Origin of the sequence: Arthrobacter sp. TB 26, assembly GCF_000427315.1 — a bacterium.
Classification (GTDB): Bacteria; Actinomycetota; Actinomycetes; order Actinomycetales; family Micrococcaceae; genus Arthrobacter.
The window spans coordinates 1-16,806 of record NZ_AUPJ01000527.1; the positions used below are offsets into that span (position 1 = coordinate 1).

11 protein-coding genes and 1 pseudogene are annotated in these 16,806 nt (G+C 65.0%); 10 read left to right on the forward strand and 2 right to left on the reverse strand.

All coding sequences use genetic code 11. The features are described from left to right. Positions 1–45 precede the first annotated feature (45 nt). Complete coding sequence (locus K789_RS0120740; protein ID WP_024368423.1) at positions 46–1,137, forward strand: 4-hydroxy-3-methylbut-2-enyl diphosphate reductase; 1,092 nt, start codon at positions 46–48, stop codon at positions 1,135–1,137. Here K789_RS0120740 and K789_RS0120745 read toward each other — a convergent pair. Beyond that, positions 1,134–2,381 (reverse strand): DNA recombination protein RmuC, encoded by a 1,248-nt coding sequence (locus K789_RS0120745; RefSeq protein WP_024368424.1) that lies wholly within the window; start codon positions 2,379–2,381, stop codon positions 1,134–1,136. The two genes, K789_RS0120740 and K789_RS0120745, sit on opposite strands and share 4 nt — an antisense overlap. Positions 2,382–2,498: 117 nt before the next feature. Between K789_RS0120745 and ychF the strand changes: the two are divergent. The 4 genes and pseudogenes from ychF to K789_RS0120765 all read left to right on the forward strand — a co-directional run bounded on the left by ychF (position 2,499) and on the right by K789_RS0120765 (position 8,513). Then, a pseudogene (ychF, locus tag K789_RS23725) lies at positions 2,499–3,589 on the forward strand (redox-regulated ATPase YchF). A 324-nt stretch (positions 3,590–3,913) separates the two neighbouring features. Then, a complete protein-coding gene (locus tag K789_RS0120755; RefSeq protein WP_024368425.1) occupies positions 3,914–5,695 on the forward strand; it encodes an ABC transporter family substrate-binding protein in 1,782 nt (593 codons plus the stop codon). Positions 5,696–5,877: 182 nt separating this feature from the next. After that, complete coding sequence (locus K789_RS0120760; RefSeq protein WP_024368426.1) at positions 5,878–7,419, forward strand: ABC transporter permease; 1,542 nt, start codon at positions 5,878–5,880, stop codon at positions 7,417–7,419. A gap of 26 nt (positions 7,420–7,445) precedes the next feature. Continuing rightward, the gene (locus tag K789_RS0120765) at positions 7,446–8,513 is read left to right on the forward strand and encodes an ABC transporter permease (protein ID WP_024368427.1); all 1,068 of its coding nucleotides are present in this window, start codon (positions 7,446–7,448) and stop codon (positions 8,511–8,513) included. A 39-nt stretch (positions 8,514–8,552) separates the two neighbouring features. On the opposite strand, the gene K789_RS0120770 is transcribed toward K789_RS0120765, so the two are convergent. Further along, on the reverse strand, positions 8,553–9,182 hold the full coding sequence (locus K789_RS0120770) for a PH domain-containing protein (RefSeq protein WP_024368428.1): 630 nt from the start codon (positions 9,180–9,182) through the stop codon (positions 8,553–8,555). A 79-nt stretch (positions 9,183–9,261) separates the two neighbouring features. Here K789_RS0120770 and K789_RS0120775 point away from each other — a divergent pair, with 79 nt between their 5' ends. The 5 genes from K789_RS0120775 (at position 9,262) to K789_RS0120795 (ending at position 16,756) form a co-directional block, all read left to right on the forward strand. After that, the gene (locus K789_RS0120775) at positions 9,262–11,079 is read left to right on the forward strand and encodes a dipeptide ABC transporter ATP-binding protein (RefSeq protein ID WP_024368429.1); all 1,818 of its coding nucleotides are present in this window, start codon (positions 9,262–9,264) and stop codon (positions 11,077–11,079) included. A 252-nt stretch (positions 11,080–11,331) separates the two neighbouring features. Further along, the gene (locus K789_RS0120780) at positions 11,332–13,017 is read left to right on the forward strand and encodes a peptide ABC transporter substrate-binding protein (RefSeq protein ID WP_024368430.1); all 1,686 of its coding nucleotides are present in this window, start codon (positions 11,332–11,334) and stop codon (positions 13,015–13,017) included. 139 nt (positions 13,018–13,156) lie between these two features. Continuing rightward, a complete protein-coding gene (locus K789_RS0120785) occupies positions 13,157–14,086 on the forward strand; it encodes an ABC transporter permease (RefSeq protein ID WP_024368431.1) in 930 nt (309 codons plus the stop codon). Continuing rightward, the gene (locus K789_RS0120790) at positions 14,076–15,026 is read left to right on the forward strand and encodes an ABC transporter permease (protein ID WP_024368432.1); all 951 of its coding nucleotides are present in this window, start codon (positions 14,076–14,078) and stop codon (positions 15,024–15,026) included. Before K789_RS0120785 ends, K789_RS0120790 begins: the two co-directional genes overlap by 11 nt. A gap of 11 nt (positions 15,027–15,037) precedes the next feature. Beyond that, on the forward strand, positions 15,038–16,756 hold the full coding sequence (locus K789_RS0120795) for an ABC transporter ATP-binding protein (RefSeq protein ID WP_024368433.1): 1,719 nt from the start codon (positions 15,038–15,040) through the stop codon (positions 16,754–16,756). Positions 16,757–16,806: the final 50 nt, after the last annotated feature.

Sequence of the window (16,806 nt, forward strand, 5' to 3'; positions counted from 1 at the left end):
CCCCAGCCACAACAGGTGCCCAGTCAACACCGGTAGCATTGGGGCATGACCTCCACCGCTGTTTCCATTCCGATGCCAACCGTTCCGCGCCGGCGGCGCACGCCGGAAGACGTGCTGGCGGCAGCCCCCGTGGCCGGCCCGAAACGGGTCCTGCTCGCGGCCCCGCGCGGCTACTGCGCCGGCGTCGACCGCGCGGTCATTGCGGTGGAAAAGGCCCTCGAGCACTACGGCCCGCCGGTCTACGTCCGCAAACAGATTGTCCACAACGTGCATGTCGTCAGCTCCCTGGAGGAAAAAGGCGCCATCTTCGTGGACGAGACCGACGAGGTCCCTGAGGGGGCCCTGGTGATCTTCTCCGCCCACGGTGTCTCACCCGCCGTGGTCCAGTCCGCCGAGGACCGGGGGCTGCGGACCATCGACGCGACCTGCCCGCTCGTGACCAAGGTGCACAAAGAAGCCGTCCGCTTCGCGAAGGACGACTTCGACATCCTGCTCATCGGCCATGACGGCCACGAGGAAGTCGAAGGAACCGCTGGCGAGGCCCCCGAGCACATCCAGATCATTAACGGCCCGCACGAGGTCGACAAGGTCACGGTCCGGGATCCCGAAAAGGTCATCTGGCTGTCCCAGACCACACTCAGCGTGGACGAAACCATGGAAACGGTCCGGCTCCTGAAGGAACGGTTCCCGACCCTGCAGGATCCGCCCAGCGACGACATCTGCTACGCGACCACCAACCGCCAGGTGGCCATCAAGAAAATCTCACCCCAGGCCGACCTGGTGATCGTGGTCGGATCGGCCAACTCGTCGAACTCGGTCCGGCTCGTGGAAGTGGCCCTGGAATACGGCGCGAAAGCCTCCTACCGCGTGGACTTCGCCAATGAGGTGGACGAATCCTGGTTCGAAGGCGTGGCCACGGTCGGTGTGACCTCGGGTGCGTCGGTCCCGGAAGTCCTGGTCAAGGACGTCCTGCGGCTGCTGGCCGACTACGGCTACGGCTCGGTCGAGGAAGTCGTCACGGCCGAGGAGGATCTGCTCTTCTCGCTGCCGAAGGAACTGCGCGCCACCCTGAAGCAGGCCGGCGACGTGACCCGCGCCCTCGGGGGCCGCGGGACACGCGAGGCCCAGACCTCCTAGGCTGCTGACTCCCGGTCCTCTTCGACCGGCCCGTTCCCGGGCTGGAGTTCCGGGGCGGCCACGGAACGCGGCGTCACCTCCACGGCGGCAGGTGTGGCCAGCCCTGTCGCGTCCAGGGCATTGAGCTTCCGCGCGGTCGGCAGCACCCGCGCCTCCAGGGTGCCCACCATGGAGTTGTAGCGGTCCACGGACGTTTTCAATGAGGCGCCGAGCTTGGTGACGTTCTCACCGAGCGTTCCCATCCGCTCATAGAGCTGGTGGGCGAGTTCGAAGAGCTCCCGCGCGCTGTCCGTCAGGACGTCCTGGCGCCAGGTGAAGGCGACAGACTTCAGGACCGCCAGCAGGGTCGAGGGCGAGGCCAGCACCACATTCCTGGACAAGGCGTAGTCCAGCAGCGCCGGGTCGGCCGAGAGGGCGGCGGCCAGGATCGACTCGGCCGGCAGGAAGCAGACCACAAGCTCCGGGGAGTTGCCGGGAATGTCCCAGTACTTCTTGCCGCTCAGCGCGTCGACATGCGCCTTCAGCGCCTTGGCGTGGGCCAGCAGATGGGCCTGCTGCCCGCCCAGGACCTGCGCGTGCTGCTGCCCCGGGGCCGATGCCCCCAGCTCCTGCGCCGCCAGATAGGACGCCAGCGGCACCTTGGCGTCGACCACCAGCTGCTTCTGGCCCGGCAGCTGCACCACGAGGTCGGGCCGGACACTGGCCTCCGCTGCGGCGCCGTGCGGCCCGCTGTGCACCTGCTCGTGGAAATCGACGTGGCGCAGCATGCCGGCTGCCTCGACGACGCGGCGCAGCTGGACCTCGCCCCACTGACCGCGGGCGCTGTTGGACCGCAGTGCGGACTCCAGGGCATGCGTCGAGCGCAGCAGCTGCTCGTCGGACAGCCGGGCCTCCTGCAGCTGCTGGGCCAGCTGGCCGTACTGTTCCAGCCGGTCGCGCTCCAGCAGAGCCACCTGCTGCTGCACCGCCGTGAGCTTCTCCGCCACCGGCGCCAGGGCCCGCAGCACACTGCCGTCCTGGTTCCGGGATTCGCCGAGTTCCCGGTTCTGGGCAGCCAGCAGCCGCCGCTCGGCGTCGGCCGCGGCGAACTGCGCGCTGACCTCCGACAGGCGGCCCGAGACGGCGTCGAAGTCCTGCTCCACCGCGAGGGTGCGGCGCCGGACCAGCAGATAGACCACGGCGGCGCCGGCGACCGCGCCGACGAGAAGCATGAGAAGGGAAAGAATGAGTGCAAAAGCGTCCATGCCTTCACTCTGGCATGCCCCTGTGACACTTTCCGGCCGACGCCCTGCCAGCGGCGAACCGGGCGGCTGGCCGGCCGGGCGCGGTGACCCGGGCTGCAGCAGGTAGAATTAGTACTCGTGGCTCTTACTATTGGCATCGTCGGACTGCCCAACGTCGGCAAATCAACCCTTTTCAACGCACTGACCCGCAACCAGGTGCTCGCAGCGAACTATCCGTTCGCCACGATCGAGCCGAACGTCGGTGTGGTCAACCTGCCGGACCCGCGGNNNNGCTTGCCAAGCTGGCCGCCGTCTTCGGGTCCCAGCGCCTGCTGCCTGCTCCCGTGTCCTTCGTCGACATCGCCGGGATCGTCAAGGGTGCGTCGGAAGGCGAAGGCCTGGGGAACAAGTTCCTCGCCAACATCCGAGAGGCCGAGGCCATCGCCCAGGTTGTCCGTGTGTTCGATGACCCCGACGTCATCCACGTCGACGGCAAGGTGGATCCCCGCTCCGATATGGAGACCATCAACACCGAGCTGATCCTGGCTGACCTGCAGACCATTGAAAATGCCATTCCGCGGATCGAAAAAGAAGTCAAGATCAAGAAGCGGGAAGCCGCCGAGCTCGCCGCCATCAAGGCGGCCCAGGCCGTCCTCGAACGCGGCGACACCATCTTCGCCTCGGTCAAGAGCGACAAACTTGAGATGGAGCACCTCAAGGAGCTCAGCCTCCTGACTGCCAAGCCGTTCATCTACGTCTTCAATGCGGACGAAGGCATTCTGGGCAGCCCCGAGAAGCAGGAAGAACTGCGGGCCATGGTTGCCCCGGCGGACGCCATCTTCCTCGATGCCAAGCTCGAATCGGACCTCGTCGAGCTGGACGAGGAAGAAGCCCGCGAGATGCTGGAAATGAACGGCCAGGACGAGTCCGGACTCGACCAGCTGGCCCGCGTCGGCTTCCACACCCTGGGGCTGCAGACCTACCTGACGGCAGGACCCAAGGAAACCCGGGCCTGGACCATCCACCAGGGCGACACGGCCCCGCAGGCAGCCGGTGTGATCCACTCCGATTTCCAGCGCGGTTTCATCAAGGCCGAGGTGGTCTCGTTCGACGATCTCATCGAAGCCGGGTCCATGGCGGAGGCGAAGTCCCGCGGCAAGGTCCGGATCGAAGGCAAGGAATACGTCATGGTCGACGGCGACGTGGTGGAGTTCCGCTTCAACGTATGACGGCTTGGTAATTTCACCAAGTAATTAAGGATTAACTCGAGAGGCCCCGATTTCAGAATCGGGGCTTTTCCTGTGCCCGGGGACATTAGCGCGGAGCATCCGGAACGTCAATACTCGTTGCGGAATTCGGCCAGGGCAAGCGTGTCAAATGTTGCAGCTCGGTAACGAACTTTACAGCTGGTCAACTTTCCACGCGTATGGCCGATTTTGGGGTTTACGCTTCATCCCATGTGAGACGGGCCACACTGCCGCTGGGGGAGTGTGGACGTCTGCCCGGTGCCTACGGCCTCGGTCTCAACCACACCACAGAAACAAGGAGGCGGAATGCGCTTCGGTCGTATTTCCAAAGCAGTGGGCGTGGCAGCAGCAGCTGCCCTGGCCCTCAGCGCCTGCGCAGGCAACAGCGGCGGGACAACCCCGACCACTGCTGCGGCAGCAAGCAAATCAGGCGGATCTGCCACAGTCGTGGAGGTGAACGCCTTCAACACGTTCAACCCCAACACGGCTGACGGCAACACAGACATCAACTCCAAGATCAGCTACGCCACCCACTCGGGCTTCTTCTACATCGACAACAAGCTGAACGTTGTGCGCAACGAGAAGTTCGGCAAGATGGAGAAGAGCTCGGACGATCCGCTGACGGTCAAGTACACCATCAACGACGGCGTGAAGTGGTCAGACGGCACGCCCGTCACGACCGCCGATCTCCTGCTGCAGTGGGCCGCCTTCTCCGGGTACTACAACGACGCCGATTCGGAAGCCAAGACCGGAACGTCCTACTTCTCGTATGCCGGCGATCCCACCGGTATCGCACTGACGGACTTCCCGGAGCTCAGCGACGACGGCAAGTCCATGACGATCAAGTACTCCAAGCCCTTTGCCGACTGGGAAATCGCGCTTGGCGGTCCCGGCATCGACATCCCGGCCCACGTCCTGGCCAAGAAGGCAGGCCTCGCGGATGCCAAGGCGTTCGTCGACCTGCTCAAGACCACGCCGCGCGGCGACTCCAAGGCTCCCAAGGCCGCCAACGCGCAGCTCCAGGCCATGGCCGAGCTGTGGAACACCGGGTTTGACTCCAAGACACTCCCGGCGGACCCGAGCCTGTACCTCTCCAACGGCCCCTACATTGTCAAGGGTGTCAACCAGGACCAGTCCCTCACCATGGTCAAGAACAAGGACTACAACTGGGGTCCGGAGGCCAAGCTCGACGAAATCACCGTCCGCTACATTGGCGATTCCGCCGCCCAGGTGCAGGCCCTCAAGAACGGCGAGGCAGACATCATCGCCCCGCAGGCCTCCGCCGATACGGTGGAGCAGCTCAAGTCCCTTGAAAGCCAGGGCGTCACGGTCGAGGTCGGCAACCAGCTCTCCTACGACCACATCGACCTGAACTACAGTGGTCCGTTCGCCGAGAAGAACGTCCGCGAGGCGTTCATGAAGTCCGTCCCGCGCAAGGACATCGTCGACAAGATCGTCAAGAAGCTCGATCCGAAGGCTGCCCCGCTCGATTCCCAGCTGTTCGTGCCGGACCAGGCCTCCTACGCCGATTCCGTCAAGAACAACGGTTCCTCGGCCTACCAGGACGTGGACATTGAAGGCGCCAAGAAGCTCCTGAACGGTGCCACTCCCGAAGTCCGCATCATGTACAACAAGGACAACCCCAACCGTGTTGACGCCTACTCGCTGATCCGCGAATCCGCCACCAAGGCCGGCTTCAAGATTGTCGACGGCGGCCTCGGCAAGTCTGACTGGGGCAAGGCCCTTGGCGACGGCTCCTACGATGCCACCATCTTCGGCTGGATCAACTCGGGTGTTGGCGTCTCCGGCGTCCCGCAGATCTTCAAGTCGGGCAACGATTCCAACTTCAACCTGTTCACCGATCCTGAAGCCGACAAGCTGATGGACGAACTGATCGTCACCACGGACAAGTCCAAGCAGGACGCCCTTATCACCCAGATTGACAAGAAGATCTGGGCTTCCGCCTACGGCCTTCCGCTGTTCCAGGCAGTCGGTGTCGACGCGTACAGCGACCGCATCACCGGCGTGAAGTACATGCCGAACCAGACCGGTGTCTGGTGGAACTTCTGGGAGTGGGCTCAGAAGTAGCCGACGACCGCACGTAGCATTTGCCAGCAAAGGCGTCGGGACCAAGGTACGAACGGTCCCGACGCCTTTCTGGCGACACCCCCTGACGATGCCTTGGCCCCGCCGCACTATCTGCGGGAACAGGCCAGACCCTGCGACCGGTCCGGGCAATCCCCGGGCCCGAATACCGAGGTTCGATTCCAATGGTGACCTACATAGTCCGGCGGCTGATTACCGCCGCACTCATCCTTCTCGGCGCGTCTTTCCTGGTGTATCTCCTGACAGCGGCGTCGGGGGATCCGCTTGAGGAATTCCGTGCCAGCAGCGCGCCCAACAAACAGCAGCTGATCGACGCGCGGACCGAACTCCTGCAGCTGGATACTCCCGCCCCGCTGCGGTACTTCAAATGGCTCGGCGGTGCGGCGCAATGCCTCATCCCCTTCGCCAACTCCTGCGATCTCGGCAAGAACATCGCTGGCCAGCCCATCACCGATGCCCTGGGGCACGCGCTGATCCAGACCCTGACACTCGTCACCGGCGCCACCATTCTGGCCATCCTGATTGGCATCACGCTGGGCATCGTCACAGCCCTGCGCCAGTACAGCACCCTGGATTACGGCGTGACGTTCATGGCGTTCCTGTTCTTTTCCCTTCCGATTTTCTGGGTCGCCGTCCTGCTCAAGGAATTCGGCGCGATCGGCTTCAATGACTTCCTCCGGAACCCGGATGTGCCGATAGCCAGCGCGCTGGCAATCGGCGCCCTGGCCGGAGTGATCACGGCGGTGGCGGCAGGCGGCGCAATGGGGCGCCGGCTGCTCACCGGCGGCGTGGCCTTCCTGTTCGTGAGTGCCGTGCTGATGTACTTCTCCGCCACCGAGTGGTTCAAGAACCCCGGGCTTGGCCCCGTTGTCATCGCCATCGCCGGCGTCGGCATCGCGTTCGCCGTCACCCTGCTCTCGGCCGGCCTCAAAAACCGCAAGGCACTGCAGTCCGCCCTCATCGCGGTCGGCGTTGGACTGGTCGTCTACTTCGTGATCCAGCCTCTCCTGGACGAGGCCACGTTCCTGATGATCGTGCTGCTGGCGGTGGCGGCCGTGCTGGTCGGCCTGGGGATCGGATTCCTGATGGGTGGCTACGACCGCGGGCAGTCGATGCGCGCGGCGGCATTGACCTCGTTCCTGGTGGGATTCCTGATCCTGCTGGACCGCTACATGCAGGCGTGGCCCAGCTACTTCAACAACAGCCGGGTCCGCGGCCGCCCCATCGCCACCATCGGCGCCAGCACCCCGAACATCGAAGGTGACTTCTGGATCCTCAGCCTGGACTCCTTCACCCACCTGATTCTCCCCACCCTGGCGCTGATCCTGATTTCGCTGGCCGGCTACACACGCTTCACCCGCGCATCGATGCTGGAAATCATGAACATGGACTACATCCGGACCGCCAGGGCCAAGGGGCTCTCGGAGCGGACCGTCGTTATGCGCCACGCTTTCCGGAACGCGCTGATTCCGATCGCCACCATTGTGGCGTTCGACATCGGCGGCCTGATCGGCGGCGCCGTCATCACCGAGTCGGTCTTCTCCGTCCGGGGGATGGGGTTCCTCTTCCTGGACGGCATCCAGCACATCGACCCCAACCCCGTCATGGGTGTTTTCATCTGCGTGGCCATCACGGCCATGGTCTTCAACCTCATTGCGGACCTTGCGTACTCCGCACTTGATCCACGCGTAAGGGTAAAAGCATGAGCCAGCCAAGTCAGCAGGATGAAATCATGGCCGAGGACGCCGGTGCGGGCCGCGGGGACGCCGCCGGAATCGAGCCCATTCTCGAGGCCAGGGGCCTCAGCCAGGGCCAGATCGTCCGCAAACGGTTCCTCGGCCACTCCGGAGCGATCATCGGGCTCGTGGTTTTCGCCATCATCTTCATCGTGGCCTTCACCTCCGTTGGGTATGCGGGCATCCCCGGCTGGTGGAAGTACAGCCACGAGGACGTCTCCCCGCTGGTCAATGACGGCGCGCCCACCGCGTCCTTCTTCCCGCCGGCGTGGGGGGAACACCCGTTCGGCCAGGACCGGATCGGCCGCGACCTCTTCGCCATGACCATGCGCGGGGCCCAGCAGTCGATCACCATCATGATCGTGATCGGCCTCATCGCCGGCCTGATCGGCGTCATCGTCGGTGCGCTGTCGGGCTACTTCCGCGGCTGGACCGAGGCGATCCTGATGCGCCTCACGGACGTCATCATCATCATTCCGGCCCTGCTGCTTGCGGCCGTGATGGCACAGTTGGCCGGACGGCGGGATGAAGGAAGCTGGTTTGCCTCCTTCGCCAGCAACAACGGCGTCCTTGCCATCGGGATCTTCCTTGGCCTGATCAGCTGGGTGGGCCTGGCACGCCTGATGCGCGGTGAGTTCCTGTCCCTGCGCGAACGTGAGTTCGTCGATGCGGCACGGATCTCCGGGGCCAGCAACGGACGCATCATTTTCAAACACATCCTGCCCAACGCCATCGGCGTGCTGATCGTTAACGTCACCCTGACCATGTCGGCCGCCATCCTCACCGAGACAGCCCTGAGTTACCTGGGTGTCGGCGTCAAGGCGCCGGACACCTCGCTGGGGCTGCTCATCTCGCAGAACCAGGCAGCATTCGCGACCCGGCCGTGGCTCTTCTGGTTCCCGGGTTTGTTTATCGTGCTGATCTGCCTGAGCATCAACTTCATCGGCGATGGCCTGCGGGATGCGTTCGATCCGCGCCAGAAAAAGTTCAATGCCAAGAAGGCGGCGGAAACCGAAGCGGGTCCGGCTCCGGTCACTGCCTTCACCGAACTCAAGGACAACTAGATGACGGTCCGGTTCCGTGCCGCCCGGCTGGGCCGCCGCCTACTGGACGGCGACGGCCCAGTAGCTGGCCGCCAGGAGCAGTATGTCAACGATTATTGCCGTCCAGCGGTACGTCACGGTCGCCCGGGTGGACGCGGCGTCGCCGGCCGAAAGCCGGCCGCTCTCCACCAGCTCATCCCAGCGCTCCCGCACAAGCCGGGCGGCCTGGCCGGAGTCCGTGGATTTGAGATCTCCGGGCCGCACGGACCGGCCGGGCCCGTACGTTGTGGCCGGAAGTCCCTGGAGGTCTTCCGGACGGGCGTTGCGGCCGCCCCAGATCCCGGGCGCCGGCGCGGCCCAGGACGTGTAGCTCTTCTTGGCGGTGACCAGGGTCAGCGCGAAACGGGTATCGACATGCACCAGGGCCGCCCAGGGAACGGCGACGGACCGGAACGGATTTTCCAGGCTGACCCCGCCGTCATGCACCACGACGGCGGGCATCCAGAACAGCTGCCAGCCGAGGAATGCGACCAGCAGCAGCGGGGCGACGCCGGTCAGAGCCCCGGGACCTGCGGAGACCGCGGTGACCACGATGCCGAAAGCCGCCACCGCCCAGGACAGCCACGCGAACCACTTGTTCGTGCGGGCTTTGAAGATTTCATCGGTACCGGCATGTGGCGCAGAGCTCATGCCCCCAATAATTCAGTATTCCGAGCCGCAGCACTAATCCCCGGTGAACCGGTGGCTCGGGTGGAAGGAAGACCCCATCATGACTGACTTCATCGCCGTCGACCCGGCCGTCACCCCGGTACCTGACCAAGGGGCACCCGTACTGGAAGTCCGCGATCTCAGCGTCGACTTCGGCGTGGACAAGAAATGGGTCCCGGCCGCCATCAGGTTGAACTACGAGGTCCGTGCCGGCGAGGTGCTCGCCATTGTGGGGGAGTCCGGTTCGGGCAAGAGCGCCAGCTCGATGGCTTTGCTGGGCTTGCTGCCCAGCAACAGCCGTGTGACCGGAAGTGTCAAGCTCGCCGGCCAGGAGCTGCTCGGGACGAACGAGGCCAACATCCGGGCCGTCCGGGGCAAGGACGTCGCCGTGATCTTCCAGGAGCCCATGACTGCCCTGAACCCCGTCTACACCGTGGGCGCGCAGATCGTGGAGACCGTCCGCCTGCACAGCGAAGTCTCGCCCGACGAAGCCCGGCTGCGCGCCCTGCGCATGCTCGAGCTTGTGGAGCTGCCGGATCCGGAGAAGGCGTTCCGGTCCTACCCGCACCAGCTTTCCGGCGGCCAGCGCCAGCGCGCGATGATCGCCCAGTCGCTCTCCTGCGATCCAAAGCTGCTGATCGCCGACGAACCCACCACCGCCCTGGACGTCACGGTCCAGGCGGAAATCCTGGACCTGATGCGCAACCTGCGGAACAAGCTGGACAGCGCCATCGTGCTGATCACCCACGACATGGGAGTTGTCGCCGACCTGGCCGACCGGATCGCCGTGATGCGCCGGGGCGTGATCGTGGAAACCGGCACGGCCGCGGAAATCTTCCATAACCCCCAGCACGAATACACCAGGGCCCTGCTGGCTGCCGTTCCGCACCTCGGGCAGGGCGGAGCGGACTCCGCCGCGGAAGTCGACGTTACCGCCGCCCTCGCCGCCGCCACCAACGCCGAGCTCTCCTCCATCCCGGAAGACCAGCTCCTCCGGCGCGAGCGTGAAAATGCCGCGGCGCTGGCCGCCGCGGAGGCCGCAAAACCCCAGGGGCAGCCGGTCCTGGAGCTGACGGACGTCGCCATCGAGTACCCCAAGCAGGGGCGGGTGCCCGCCTTCCGCGCCGTGGAGGGCGCCAACCTGGTGATCTATCCGGGGCAGGTTGTCGGGCTGGTGGGGGAGTCCGGTTCGGGCAAGACCACAATCGGCCGTGCCGCCGTCGGGCTGCTGCCGGTCGCGGCAGGGACCATGAAGGTCGTTGGCCAGGACATTTCCGCCGCCAAGAGGAACGGCCGGCAGCTGCACGAGATGCGCCGCCACGTTGGCATGGTGTTCCAGGACCCGTCGTCGTCGCTGAACCCGCGGCTTCCGATCGGCGAGCCGATGTTCCTCGCCGGGGTGGCCAAAGGCGGCGAGCTGCAGAAACGCATCGAGGCGCTGCTGGACCAGGTGGAGCTGCCGCGGAACTACCGCAACCGCTACCCGCACGAGCTCTCCGGCGGGCAGAAGCAACGTGTGGGCATCGCGCGGGCCCTCTCGCTGAAGCCGAAATTGATGGTCGCCGATGAGCCCACCTCGGCCCTGGACGTGTCAGTGCAGGCCAAGGTTCTCGATCTGTTCCAGAACCTGCAGAAGGAGCTCGGGTTCGCCTGCCTCTTCGTCACCCACGACCTCGCCGTGGTTGACGTGCTGGCGGACCGGATCTGCGTGATGCAGCGCGGACGCATCGTCGAGCAGGGCACCCGTGACCAGATCCTGCGGAATCCGCAGGAACCGTACACGCAGCGGCTTCTGGCCGCGGTGCCGCTTCCGGATCCGGAAAAGCAGCGGGAACGGCGCGAATTGCGCGCCCAGCTTCTCGCCGCGGGACAGAGTTAACGCCAGTTAACTGGGATTGCCGGGGCGCCGAATACTACCAGCCAGTAGTGTGTGACTTGAAATACATTGCGCTTGACGCTAACGGTCACGCTTTTGTCGGGTCACGGTTTGGCAACAGAGTTCCACCATCTGGACAGTATCGGGTTAGGCTACTCGTATATGTAGGCCACGTCACAGGGGATACCCCTGTGCCTGCCTGCGGGGAAGCATAAGTTATTCCCTCACGAACTCCCACAACTCATAGGAGGCGGAATGCGTTTTTCGCGCACTTCCAAAGCACTGGGCATGGTGGCCATCGCCGCTCTCGCCCTGACCGGATGCGGCGCCGGAGGCGGCACCTCAAACGGTGCCAGCCAGGCTGCCGGCGACCCCAACAAGGTCATCACCGCTTACAGCAATGAACCGCAGAACCCCCTGATGCCCGCCAACACCGGCGAAGTCTACGGCGGCCGCGTCGTCGAGCTCCTCTTCGAGGGCCTGACCAGCTACGACCCCAGCGGCAAGTCGGTCAACGCCCTGGCCGAGTCCATCGAATCCGCGGACGGCCAGAACTACACCATCAAGGTCAAAAAGGGCACCAAGTTCACCAATGGCGAGGAAGTCACCGCCAAGAGCTTCGTGGACGCCTGGAACTTTGCCGCGCTGAGCACCAACGCGCAGGGCAACAGCAGCTTCTTCGAGTCCGTCGAAGGCTACGACGCCGTCAGCGCCACCTCGAAGCAGGCGGGAGCGGATGGCAAGGAAACCGAGGTTCCCGCCCCCACCGCGCAGACCCTCTCCGGACTGGTCCTGAAGGACGACTCCACGATTGAGGTCAAGCTGACGCAGCCGGAGGCCGACTGGCCGCTGCGCCTCGGCTACTCGGCATTCATGCCACTGCCCGCCGACGCCATCAAGGACCCGAAGAAGTTCGGCGAGAACCCGATCGGCAACGGCCCCTACAAGATGGAGAAGGAAGGCGCCTGGCAGCACGACAGCCAGATCGCCCTCGTCAAGAACGCTGACTACAAGGGGGCCCGCGAAGCCAGGAACGGCGGCGTGACCTTCAAGTTCTACACCGATCCGGCCCCGGCCTACACGGACATCCAGGCCAACAACCTGGACGTGACGGACGTTCTCCCCACCAACGCGCTGAAGACGTACACCACGGACTTCCCGGAGAACAACCTGAACAAGCCGTACGCCGGCAACTCCACCCTGAACATCCCGGGCTACCTGCCCGAGTTCCAGGGCGAAGCAGGCAAGCTGCGCCGCCAGGCCCTCTCCATGGCGATCAACCGCGAGGAGATCACCAAGGTCATCTTCTCCGGCACCCGCATCCCGGCCAAGGACTTCACATCCCCGGCCGTTGACGGCTACAACGACAACGTCGCCGGCTCCGAGGTCCTGAAGTTCGATGCCGCCAAGGCGAAGGACCTCTGGACCAAGGCTGACGCCATCAGCCCGTGGCCCGCAGACAAGACCCTGCAGCTCGCGTACAACACCGACGGTGGCAACAAGGAATGGATCGACGCCGTTGCCAACAACTTCAAGAACAACCTGGGAATCAAGGCCGAAGGCCAGCCATTCGCCAAGTTCGCCGAAATCCTGAAGCTGCGCGTCGCCAAGGAGCTGCCGGGCCTGACCCGCGCCGGCTGGCAGGCTGACTACCCGTCGCTGTACAACTTCCTGGGCCCGCTCCTGAAGACCGGTGCCAGCGCCAACTACGAGGCCTACTCGAACCCCGAGTTCGACAAGCTCCTCACCGAGGGCCTGGGCGCCAAGTCCACGGACGACGCCAACAAGAAGTTCACCCAGGCACAGGAGATCCTGTTCCAGGACCTCCCCAACCTGCCGCTGTGGTACTCCGCACGCCAGGCTGTCTGGAGCCAGAATGTCAGCAACGTTGACTCCGGCTGGAACGGCGTTCTGCAGTACTGGGCCATCACGGCCAAGTAGTTCCTGAGTTCTGCGGAACTCATTCACACATCACTAAAGCTTGGGGGTCCGGCCTTGCCGGACCCCCATATGCTTGAAACCGGCAGGAAGCTGTCCCCATGATTCCCCTTCGTTCCACCATCTCACCGGAGGCGCTGCTGTGATCCAGTTCATCCTCCGGCGCCTGCTGCAGGTCATTCCGGTATTCCTCGGAACCACCCTGCTCGTCTACTTCATGGTCTTTGCCCTCCCCGGCGACCCCATCCGCGCGCTCTTCGGAGACCGCCCGCCGAGCGAGGCGGTCATCGCGCAGCTGCGCCAGCAGTACAACCTGGACCAACCGTTCTGGGTCCAGTACGGCCTGTTCCTCAAGAACCTCTTCACCTTCAACCTCGGCGTCGACTTCACCGGCCAGCCGATCGCCGCCACCCTGGCCCGCGTCTTCCCGGTCACGGCCATGCTCGCCATCGAGGCCCTCATCATCCAGGGTGTGTTCGGCATCGCCTTCGGCCTCGTCGCCGGCCTGCGCAAGGGCGGCATCTTCGACAGCACGGTCCTCGTGCTCTCGCTCGTCGTGATCGCCATCCCGACCTTCGTGCTCGGCTTCGCGCTGCAGCTGCTGATCGGCGTCCAGCTGGGGTGGGCCAAACCAACGGTCGGCTCGAATGTCACCTGGGGGAGCCTGATCCTTCCTGCGGTGGTCCTGGGCATGGTGTCCTTCGCCTACGTGCTGCGCCTGACGCGTGCGTCCGTCATCGAGAACATGAACGCCGACTACGTCCGCACCGCCACCGCCAAGGGCCTCGCCCGGCGCCAGGTGGTGACGACCCACGTCCTGCGCAACTCGCTGATCCCCGTGATCACGTACCTCGGCGCGAGCCTGGGTGGCCTGATGGGCGGCGCGATCGTAACCGAAGCCATCTTCAATGTCCCCGGCGTTGGCCAGAAGCTGTACCAGGCCATTCTCCGAAGCGAAGGCCCCACCGTGGTCGCCATTGTGAGCGTCCTGGTGCTGGTCTTCGTACTCGCCAACCTGTTGGTCGATCTGCTGTACGCCTGGCTTGACCCGAGGATCCGCTATGAAAACTAATCGAGAATTCGAGCACTTTGTTGCCCCGGTCGAGGAAACCCCGCTGCTGGCAACGGATGCTGTCAAAGTCGACGACGCCCCGCTGAGCCTCTGGGCAGACGCCTGGCGCAAGCTCCGCCGTCGTCCGCTCTTCATCATCTCCGCGGTCATGATCGCGCTGATCATCGTGGTGGCGGTGTTCCCCGGGCTCTTCACCCAGGTGGCCCCGGACAACGGCTGCGAGCTGGCGAACTCCAATGGTGCACCCACCGAAGGCCACCCGCTGGGGTTCACCTTCCAGGGCTGCGACATCTACTCGCGCATCATCCACGGCACCCAGGCTTCGCTCATGGTTGGTGTGTTCTCCGTGATCTCCGTGCTGATCATCGGCGTCACCCTTGGCGCCCTGGCCGGCTTCTTCGGCGGCTGGGTTGACACCGTCATCGCCCGCCTCGGCGACATCTTCTTCGCCCTGCCGATCGTCCTCGGCGCCCTGGTCCTCACCCAGCTTCCGCTCATGCGGGAAAACCGCGGTGTCTGGACGGTCGTCCTCGTGCTGGTGGTCCTCGGCTGGCCGCAAATGGCCCGCATTACCCGCGGCGCCGTCATCGAGGTGCGCAACGCCGACTTCGTGACGGCTGCCCGGTCGCTCGGTGTCTCCCGGATCGGATCCCTGGTCAGCCATGTGCTCCCGAATGCCCTGGCCCCCATCATCGTGCTGGCGACCATGGAACTCGGCGTCTTCATCGTCGCCGAAGCCACACTCTCGTTCCTTGGAATCGGCATGCCCGGCTCCGTGATGTCCTGGGGTAACGACATCTCCGCCGCGCAGTCCTCCATCCGCACCAACCCGGCTGTCCTGCTCTACCCGGCAACAGCCCTGTCCATCACCGTGTTGAGCTTCATCATGCTGGGCGACGCCCTCCGTGATGCGCTCGACCCGAAGAGCCGTCAGCGATGAAGGAGGCACCCATGACAACTTCCGACGTCACGATTCAAGAGGCCGGAACCACGGCCGACCGGCCCCTGCTGGAAATCCGCGATCTCGCGATTTCGTTCAAGACCGGCAGCGGCGAGGTCCAGGCCGTGCGGAACGCACACCTGACCATCATGCCCGGCGAGACCGTCGCCATTGTGGGCGAGTCCGGATCCGGCAAGTCCACGACGGCGCTGGCCGCCATTGGCCTGCTGCCCGGCAACGGCCGTATCGCCGGCGGGCAGATCCTGCTCGACGGCGAGGACATCTCGCACGCATCCGAGAAGCGCATGATCGAACTGCGCGGCAACACGATCGGCATGGTCCCGCAGGACCCGATGTCCAACCTGAACCCGGTCTGGAAGATCGGCGACCAGGTCAAGGAGACGCTGAAGGCCAACGGCCGACCCAGCGGCCCGGACGACGTCGCGAAGGTGCTGGCGCAGGCCGGCCTGCCGGACGCCGCCCGGCGGGCGAAGCAGTACCCGCACGAGTTCTCCGGCGGCATGCGCCAGCGCGCGCTGATCGCCATCGGCCTGTCCTGCCAGCCGCGCCTGCTCATCGCCGATGAGCCGACGTCGGCCCTGGACGTCACCGTGCAGCGCCAGATCCTGGACCACCTCGAAAAGATGACCTCGGAGCTGGGCACGTCCGTGCTGCTCATCACCCACGACCTCGGCCTCGCGGCGGAGCGTGCCGACAAGGTCGTGGTCATGTACCGCGGCAACGTCGTTGAGGCGGGCCCGTCCCTGGAGCTGCTGCAGAACCCGCAGCACCCCTACACCCAGCGGCTGGTGGCCTCGGCGCCGTCGCTGGCGTCACGGCGCATCCAGGTGGCCAAGGAGCTCGGCGTTACGACGAACGAACTGCTGGCCCCCGCGGAGGCTGCCGTGGTTGCCCCGGCGCAGACGGAAGACGTGCTGCAGATCCAGAACCTGAGCAAGGTCTTCAAGCTGCGTTCCGGGTTCGGCAAGTCGACCGACTTCACCGCCGTCGACGACGTCTCCTTCAACGTCAAGCGCGGAACGACGACGGCGATCGTGGGCGAGTCGGGATCCGGCAAGTCCACCGTCGCGCAGATGGTGCTGAACCTGTTGGAGCCGACTTCCGGAAAGATCGTGTTCGACGGCGTGGACACCTCCGCGCTGAACACCAAGGAGATCTTCGCTTTCCGCCGCCGGGTGCAGCCCATCTTCCAGGACCCCTATGGTTCCCTGGACCCGATGTACAACATCTACCGGACCATCGAGGAGCCGCTGCGCGTCCACAAGATCGGGGACAAGGCCAGCCGCGAAAAGAAGGTCCGCGAGCTGCTGGACCAGGTGTCACTGCCGCAGTCCACGATGCAGCGGTACCCGAACGAGCTCTCGGGCGGGCAGCGCCAGCGTGTCGCGATCGCCCGTGCCCTGGCCTTGGATCCCGAAGTGATCATCTGCGACGAGGCCGTGTCCGCCCTGGACGTGCTGGTGCAGGCGCAGGTGCTGAACCTCCTCGCTGAGCTGCAGTCCCGGCTGGGCCTGACCTACCTTTTCATCACCCACGACCTCGCGGTGGTGCGGCAGATCGCCGACCACGTGTGCGTGATGGAGAAGGGCAAACTGGTGGAGACAGGCTCGACCGACGACGTCTTCGACGCGCCGCAGCGGGACTACACCAAGGCGCTGCTCAACGCCATCCCCGGTGCGCGCCTCATGCTGCCTCCGGAAGTTGCCTGAGCGTCGCGCAGTGAGCTGAACGCGCAGGAGCCGGTGTCCGCCCTCGGGGG

Coding starts and splice junctions, on each gene's coding strand:
- K789_RS0120755 (WP_024368425.1), top strand. CDS start 3,914: ATGCGCTTCGGTCGTATTTCCAAAGCAGTGGGCGTGGCAGCAGCAGCT.
- K789_RS0120780 (WP_024368430.1), top strand. CDS start 11,332: ATGCGTTTTTCGCGCACTTCCAAAGCACTGGGCATGGTGGCCATCGCC.
- K789_RS0120740 (WP_024368423.1), top strand. CDS start 46: ATGACCTCCACCGCTGTTTCCATTCCGATGCCAACCGTTCCGCGCCGG.
- K789_RS0120775 (WP_024368429.1), top strand. CDS start 9,262: ATGACTGACTTCATCGCCGTCGACCCGGCCGTCACCCCGGTACCTGAC.
- K789_RS0120765 (WP_024368427.1), top strand. CDS start 7,446: ATGGCCGAGGACGCCGGTGCGGGCCGCGGGGACGCCGCCGGAATCGAG.
- K789_RS0120760 (WP_024368426.1), top strand. CDS start 5,878: ATGGTGACCTACATAGTCCGGCGGCTGATTACCGCCGCACTCATCCTT.
- K789_RS0120745 (WP_024368424.1), bottom strand. CDS start 2,381: ATGGACGCTTTTGCACTCATTCTTTCCCTTCTCATGCTTCTCGTCGGC.
- K789_RS0120795 (WP_024368433.1), top strand. CDS start 15,038: ATGACAACTTCCGACGTCACGATTCAAGAGGCCGGAACCACGGCCGAC.
- K789_RS0120770 (WP_024368428.1), bottom strand. CDS start 9,182: ATGAGCTCTGCGCCACATGCCGGTACCGATGAAATCTTCAAAGCCCGC.
- K789_RS0120790 (WP_024368432.1), top strand. CDS start 14,076: ATGAAAACTAATCGAGAATTCGAGCACTTTGTTGCCCCGGTCGAGGAA.